Raw genomic sequence first — 7,329 nt, 5'->3', positions numbered from 1 at the left:
CATGATCAGCAATACGCCGTAAGCCACCGGCAGAATCGTAGTCGCCACCTCCTGCCAGCTGGGGATATACAGCACCCAGTTGTCAAAGGGCATGACCGGCACGGCCATGACCTGCAGCACCATGACCCAGCGGTTCAGGGAAACACCCATAACCCCTAAGAAGAAGGCGGTGACGCGCCAGGTGGGGTTCTTTCTCAACGGTGCGCTGATCAGGATGATGGCAGGCACCACCCCGCCCAGGATAATCTCGGCAAAAAGGATCCAGTAGCCATAAAAGGCGTTTCCGGTATAAAAATCGGCCAGGGTCTGCCCCAGTCCCGGCGCCGTGATGTTGGCCCAGCGGGTCGTATCGCAAATCTTGGCGATGGTGTAGGTGAAGATCATCCAGCCGGAAATCTTGGCCAGCAGTTCGATCACGTTGTCCTTGACCAGTTTTTTGCGGGCCACCTTTTCGGTGATCCAGGTGATCAACAGGGTAAAGCAGGGACCATAGGCGGCGGCGGACCAAGTGAAGAGAAAAAAAGTCCAGGGCCAGATGAGCAGGCCTTCACGAAAGGCGAATGGCCGCCCGAAAAGCACACCGGCCACGCCACCCAACGAACCTTGATGGAAAAAGGAGAGAAACGCGCCGGTGGCGGCGAAGACCGCCATGGTTTCATGCATGTTGTGGCTCAGGTTGTGAAAAAAAGGCACTTTGTCCAGCTGGCGGTTCTCCAGGATCAGGGGAATGTACTCGATGGTCAGTACGGCGAAGTAGCAGGACAGGCAAAAGGCCACCTCGGTGAGCATGGAGTGCACGTTGGCGTGCCAGAAGATAAACCACCCGCGCAGGGGCTGGCCGATGTCGATGGCCAGGATTAAGAGCGCCGAACTGTAGCAGATGAAACCGATGAGCACCGCATAGTTGATGATATTCTTGAGCTCATCCTTGCCGACAATGTATTTGAGCAGACCGCTGAAGAAGGCGCCGCCGCCCAGGGCGATGACGGCCAGGTCCGCCCAGATCCACAGGGCGAAGCCATAGTAGTCGTTCATGTTGGTCTGGTTCAGGCCCTTGAACCAGCACAGCAGCATGGCATAAACGCCCCACGCAAGGACAGCGCCCACAATGCCCAGTCCCAGGAGGAACTGCCACATGGGGCAACGCTTGACGCCTTTGGGTATTAACGCAGAATCCATAGGTTAAGTACTCCTTGATCTGTCAGTTTTGCCGTTCTTGACGAATAGGTCTTGCCGCCAAGGTGATCTCAATGGTGCAGTTTGGCCAATTGCCCTGTTTTTTCGTGGGCGAGGTAGTTGTCTCCTGCCCGTCGGACCCATTCCCTGCTGGACAGATAATAGACTTTGGTATTGGTGCCGGTTCGCTCCAGGAGCCGGAATGCCTTTGGGTTCCTGGAGCGGTTGCCGTTGTCGGGGTCCGGTTTAACGATCTGGTGGACCTGGTGCTCCGGATTGTTCAGATCGCCGAAGACGATGGCACCGGCCGGACAAGCCTGTGTGCAGGCGGTCTGGTAGGCTTCTTCGGCAACCCGGCGTTCTCCTTCGAGATAGGCTTTGTTCTTGGCCAGCTGGTAGCGGTGGAAGCAGAAACTGCATTTTTCAACGACACCGCGCATGCGCGGGGACACATTGGGGCTCAGGTATTTTTCCATGCCGTCCGGCCAGACCGGATCCCACCAGTTGAAATACCGGGCATGGTAAGGGCAGGCACCCATGCAGTACCTGCAGCCGAAGCAGCGGGTCACGATTTGGCTGACGATGCCCGTTTCACGGCTGTAGTCGGTTGCGGTCGCCGGGCAGACCGACACGCACGGGCTGTGGCCCCCGTGGCCTTCACAGTGCTGGCACGGCCGAGGCAGATAACAGACGTCCGTATCCGGAAACGATTTGCCGTTGTTCAGTTTGAAAATTCGCATCCAGGTGATGCTGAGCAGTTTATCTGACTCATCTTCTTTAAACGGTATGTTGTTCTCGGACATGCAGGCGACCATGCAGGCGCCGCAACCGGTGCATTTGTCAAGATCGATCGCCATTCCGTATCTCATTGGCGTGCCGTGTTTCTGCGCGTGTTTCATCAGAACCTCGTGTCAGGTGAGTTAGGCTTTTACCAGCTTCGCCCGGATTCCCCAGGCTGCATCGAAACCGGTGGACGGGTCCTCCACTGGGCCGATGAGTTCGTTGACGTTGACTCCCTTGCCTGCCAGGTAGCCGTCATAGGCAGTATGTCCCAGCCCCCTGGCCATGGCCAACACGCCGGGTTTTATGCCTTCGAACAGGTGGACGCGTACCTGGGCTTCACCCCGGGGGGTGGTCAGGGTGGCGCGTTCACCCTCTCGGACGCCGACTGCACCGGCGGTTTGTGGATTGATTTCGATGAAACCATCCGTACCTTTGATGACGGTGTCGGCGACGGCCTTGATCATGAAAGGGGCCTCGCCGACGTATCCGCTGGTGAGTTTAATGGAGTCATAGGGCAGCAGCAGCAGCGGGAAGCTGTTTACATCGCCTTCGGCCTGAACGGCCGGTGCATCCATCCCGGCCAGTTGAAGCGTGTCGGCAACCGGGTCGGTATCGGCCTGCACCCAGACACCCGTTTCCATAAGCGCGTCCCATTTTTCCGCCAGCGTCTCTTCCAGACAGGTTTCGTAGTCACTCCAGGGAAACGCCTCGGCCATGGAGCCGCCCATGGCCCTGGCTGTTGCGATCAGGACTTCGCCAAGGTGGCGCGTGTTGAACTGTGGAGACACCACCGGTTTGCTCAATCCAATCATTTGCCGGGCGAGGCCGGCCTCCACCGGAACGTCCTGGTAACGTTCCAGGTAGACGTGATCGGGCAGCAGCAGATCGGCCATGGCAGCCGTCTCGTCCTGAAATGACGAAAAACTGACAATCAACGGGATGCGGGAGAATGCCGCCTTTACGCTTTGGGTGTCAGGCAGATCGTGACAGGGGTTGGCGCCGGCCACCAGCAGGACCTGCATGGGGTATGGTCCGCCGCCGTTGACACTGTCGGCCAGTCGGTTGGTCAGGTATCGGGCATCGGTGTATTTGCCGGCACCCGCGCCGTCGAGGCGGACTTGGGCCAGGCTGGCGGCGGCCAGGTTGTCGATGGTCACATCGGGCCACTGGATATAGTCCGCTTCCGGGATCGCCCACATGCCGCCTTCCTGGTTGATGTTTCCCGCCAGGGCGTTGAGGATGCAAACGGCGGCGGTTTCCCGCAGGCTTCCTGACACCTGACCCTTGCCGCGGCCGAATAGCGCCAACGGCCGATTGGCATCGGCAAAACCCGTGGCCAGCTCGACGATGACCTCGGCATCCACGCCGGTCGTCTGCGATACATGTTCCGTTGTGTACGTGGCCAGTAGATCGCTTTTCCAACTGCCTAACCCGGAGATCGCGCGAGTGTTCAGCATGTTGCCATCGACCAAAACGGCGGCAATTCCCAGCGCCAGGTCGGCTTCGGTGCCCGGGTTGACCGGGACCCATCGGGTGGCCTTGGCCGCACTGTTGGACAGGCGCGGCTCCACCTGGACGACGGTGATGTCTTTTTCTTTCCAGAGACTGGCGGCCTTGAACATGCGCACCGGAGATCCCCAGCCGTCTACGAAGCCGCTGCCGAAGCTGAGAATGTGATCGGCATTCTCCACATCGAAACCGGTTCTGCCGTTACCGCCGAACAGGGCCTTGACGGCGAACTCATCAACATCCCGTTGGGACGGTGTACGCATGAAATTGGGGGATCCATAGGCCGTCAGGAACCGCCGGATCAACGCCGGCACCGTGCCGCTGTCCGACCCGGCGATGGCGGCCACGGTATGGGCTTCACCCTTGTCACGGATGTCGCTCAGTTTTTCCGTCAGGATGGCGATGGCCTCATCCCAGGAAATTTTCTGCCATTTGCCTTCGCCCCGTTCGCCGATGCGCTTCATGGGCGATTTGATTCGGGTGGGTCCGTAGAGCATCTGAAGGCCGGAAAGCCCCAGGATGCATATGCTGCCGTCGTTGAGGGGGTGACCCGGCTGTCCTTCGATTTTAACGGCGCGGTTGTCGACTTTGCGAACGGAGATCCCACACCCACCCGGGCACAAGGAGCAGGTTGAGTCTTCGTAGACCACCTCTCCGTCGGGCGGGACCGGCGTCCAGGGCCACATCTGCGACCAGATGGAGGAGTCATCCATCAGTTTCCACGGCAACGGCGACAAAGCGGTGCCCGCTGCGCCGCCGATCACAAACGACAAGAAACTTCTTCGGTCAACTTTCATCGATTATCCCTCACCTTATCCCAATCTGAAGCTGAAATCATTATCTGGGGCATGCTTTCGTTATTTGTGACAGACAAAACAGGCATCGCGCTCGGTCTGGACGCTGGAGGTGTGAATCATGCCCGCCTCTTTGTGGCATTGGGCACAGTCATCCATCTTCATGCGGTCCCAGCTGTTTTTCTTGAGTCCGGCGATGTTTTTACCCCAGATGTCCCGGCTGTAGCCGGTAAGCCGGTTGTATTCATAGGGGCGGGATACCTCCGATTCACCGATATGACCATGGCAGACCACGCAGTCCATGTTTGCGCCGATCACGTGGGCGGCATGTGAAAAGAACACGCAGTCCGGTTGGCGGGAATAGGATAGCCAGGGCACTTCTCGTTCCTTGGCCACATATTGCTCGACGAAGATGGCTTCGTCTTCGGTGTCACCCATGGGCTCTTCATGACAATCGATGCATTGGGCAAGTTTGGGAATGCCTGAAAAGCTGCCGTCTTCTCTGAAGTAATGGCATCCTTCGCAGCCTTCGCCCACCTCTTCGACATGCAGGGCGTGGTTGAAGTTTAAGGGCTGCTGTTTTTGGGAGTAGAGGAGTTTGGGAAAGACGACCCACCCCAACACCATGCTGGCCGCAAAACCGATGATGAAAAATAGGATGATAAAACCGCCGGCACCACTCTCCTTGCCGCCGCTGCCATGTGCCGTATGATCATCATTCCCCGCTCTGGCATTTTCGTCTAAGGTGCTCATGGAATCTCCGTCAACCGCTGTGTGATGATTTCTGCTGTGAAACCAACCATTCCTGAAACCCCGGTGCCGGCCGCCGCGTCGCCCGATAGCGTTCTATTTTCGAACGCGCCGGCTTCGACGCCGATGATTTCATGTCCATATAGTTCAGGAGGGATGCAATCCCGCCTTCGGGTGTAAAAAACACGGGAGGTGAAGCTTGCGACTTTCTATCGGCAGTCGGTCGTTTTGTCAAGAAAAAATCCTTGAAAACAGGCCGTTGACCGAACTCCGCTGGCCAATTGCAAACCGGGGCGACGTGTCGATTTTCCCTGGGTATGCGCCACGTGATCGGCTTGTCCTGGAATCACCGGGGGGCATGCCGGTGCCGTGCGATAGGGGTGGGGGGATGCGCTAAGAACGGACTTGACATGTGCGCCTTTAACATTATTTTCTCCCTGTTTTTGCAGGACGCTTTTTGGCCAGCCAGGTGAGTATGGCTGATGCCATCAAGTCTGCCATAACCCGACAACGCTCCACCCGCCACCTTTTCGCTCGACCGCCACCGTTTCGCTGCGACGACGGGGGCGACGGTGTGTACAGGGTGTCGCCTTTTTGAACCCGTCAATTCGAAGGCCAAGGAGACCGCACATCCATGATTGAAGTAAGGCATCTGACCAAGCAGTTCGGCAAACATCCGGCCGTAGACAACATCTCCTTTAGCGCGGAAAAAGGGGAAATCCTGGGTTTCTTGGGGCCCAACGGCGCGGGAAAGTCCACTACCATGCGCATGATCACCGGGTTCTTCCCGCCTACCAGCGGGACGGTGGTCGTCGGCGGCAGTGATATTTTGACCCAATCCCTCGCCGCCCGCAAAAAGATGGGTTACCTGCCTGAGAACGCACCGGTTTACCCGGACATGACCGTCAGCCGCTATCTGGATTTTTGTGCCGAGATTCGCGGATTCGGGGGAGCCGGCAAAAAGCAGCGGGTGGGCGAGACCATAGAGCGATGTTTTCTGGCCGGTGTTCGTCATCAGGCGGTAAACACCCTCTCCAAGGGCTACAAACAGCGGGTCTGCTTTGCCCAGAGTATTCTGCACGACCCCGAATACCTGATCCTCGACGAACCTACCGACGGTCTGGACCCCAACCAGAAGCACGAAGTGCGCTTGATGATCCGGGAGATGAGCGCCACCAAGGCGATCATCTTTTCCACCCATATACTCGACGAGGTCGATTCGGTCTGCAGCCGGGCCATCATCATTGCCGACGGAAAGGTGGTGGCCGACGATACACCCGACGGTCTCAGGCGGCGGTCTATTTCCCATGGATCCGTCGTCTTGACGGTTGCGGGCGCGGCGGCAGATGGTATGCAGAAACGAATTGAGGCATTGGACGAGGTGGCATCGGTGTCGGTTGTGGAGTCCGATGGCGAGCGGAGGACCTTACGCATTTTTCCCGTCGATCCGGCGGTGCCTGTTGCCGATCGGGTGATCGCTTTGGCGAACCATGAAGGGGTGCGCATCGCTTCTGTGTTTGTCGAACAGGGGCGGTTGGACGATGTGTTTCGTGAAATCACCACCGGTATAAGACCCTTACATCCAATGGAGTGACCCATGCAAAGCGGTAATTTTTTAAGAAACATATGGATCATCATGAAGCGCGAATTTGCCGGATACTTCGGTTCCCCGGTGGCCTACGTTTTCATCGTGATTTTTCTTCTGCTGACCGGTTTTTTCACTTTTTACCTCAGCAACTTTTTCGAGGCGGGGCAGGCCGACTTGAAAGGCTTCTTCCAGTGGCACCCGTGGCTGTTCATGTTTCTGGTGCCGGCCGTTGCCATGCGCCTGTGGGCCGAGGAGCGCCGTTTGGGGACGATCGAACTGCTCCTGACCCTGCCGGTGACCGTCACCGACGTGGTTCTGGGGAAATTCCTGGCCGCCTGGTGTTTTATCGGCATCGCGCTGGCCCTGACCTTTCCGCTGGTGCTGACCACCATGTATCTGGGCAATCCGGATTTGGGAGTGATCTTTTGTGCCTATCTGGGCTCATTTCTCATGGCCGGCACTTTTTTGAGTGTGGGCAGCATGACCTCGGCTCTCACTCGCAGCCAGGTGGTCAGCTTCATTCTGGCCGTGGTGGCCTGCCTGTTTCTCATATTGGCCGGTTTTGGGCCGGTGACGGCCGTGCTTTCCGGCTGGGCACCGATGTGGCTGGTGGACCTGGTGGCCCAGCACGCGATCACCTATGCCGGTCTGAGCGTCTACATCTACCCCGGCGACGGCTGGGGCAGCGACCATCAGTCCTTCCACAACTACGGCTACGACGCGATCCTG

At 58.0% G+C, this 7,329-nt stretch carries 6 protein-coding genes; 2 read left to right on the top strand and 4 right to left on the bottom strand.

What is annotated here, in order from left to right; genetic code table 11:
• The 4 genes from qrcD to qrcA form a co-directional block, all read right to left on the bottom strand.
• Nucleotides 1-1,179: menaquinone reductase integral membrane subunit QrcD (gene qrcD / locus ABYV26_RS16885; RefSeq protein WP_372682527.1), on the bottom strand; the 1,179-nt coding region annotated here is incomplete at its 3' end.
• A 68-nt stretch (nt 1,180-1,247) separates the two neighbouring features.
• Nucleotides 1,248-2,075, bottom strand: coding sequence for a menaquinone reductase iron-sulfur cluster-binding subunit QrcC (gene qrcC, locus ABYV26_RS16880; RefSeq protein ID WP_372682526.1), 828 nt, complete (start codon nt 2,073-2,075; stop codon nt 1,248-1,250).
• Nucleotides 2,076-2,096: 21 nt separating this feature from the next.
• The gene (qrcB, locus tag ABYV26_RS16875; RefSeq protein WP_372682525.1) at nt 2,097-4,265 is read right to left on the bottom strand and encodes a menaquinone reductase molybdopterin-binding-like subunit QrcB; all 2,169 of its coding nucleotides are present in this window, start codon (nt 4,263-4,265) and stop codon (nt 2,097-2,099) included.
• A gap of 60 nt (nt 4,266-4,325) precedes the next feature.
• On the bottom strand, nt 4,326-5,015 hold the full coding sequence (gene qrcA / locus ABYV26_RS16870; protein WP_372682524.1) for a menaquinone reductase multiheme cytochrome c subunit QrcA: 690 nt from the start codon (nt 5,013-5,015) through the stop codon (nt 4,326-4,328).
• A gap of 631 nt (nt 5,016-5,646) precedes the next feature.
• Here qrcA and ABYV26_RS16865 point away from each other — a divergent pair.
• A complete protein-coding gene (locus ABYV26_RS16865) occupies nt 5,647-6,606 on the top strand; it encodes an ATP-binding cassette domain-containing protein (protein WP_372682523.1) in 960 nt (319 codons plus the stop codon).
• Nucleotides 6,607-6,609: 3 nt separating this feature from the next.
• Nucleotides 6,610-7,329: ABC transporter permease (locus ABYV26_RS16860; RefSeq protein WP_372682522.1), on the top strand; the 720-nt coding region annotated here is incomplete at its 3' end.

The organism is Desulfosarcina sp. (genome assembly GCF_041551955.1).
Lineage (GTDB): Bacteria > Desulfobacterota > Desulfobacteria > Desulfobacterales > Desulfosarcinaceae > Desulfosarcina.
This window is presented reverse-complemented; position numbering and strand designations above follow the sequence as displayed.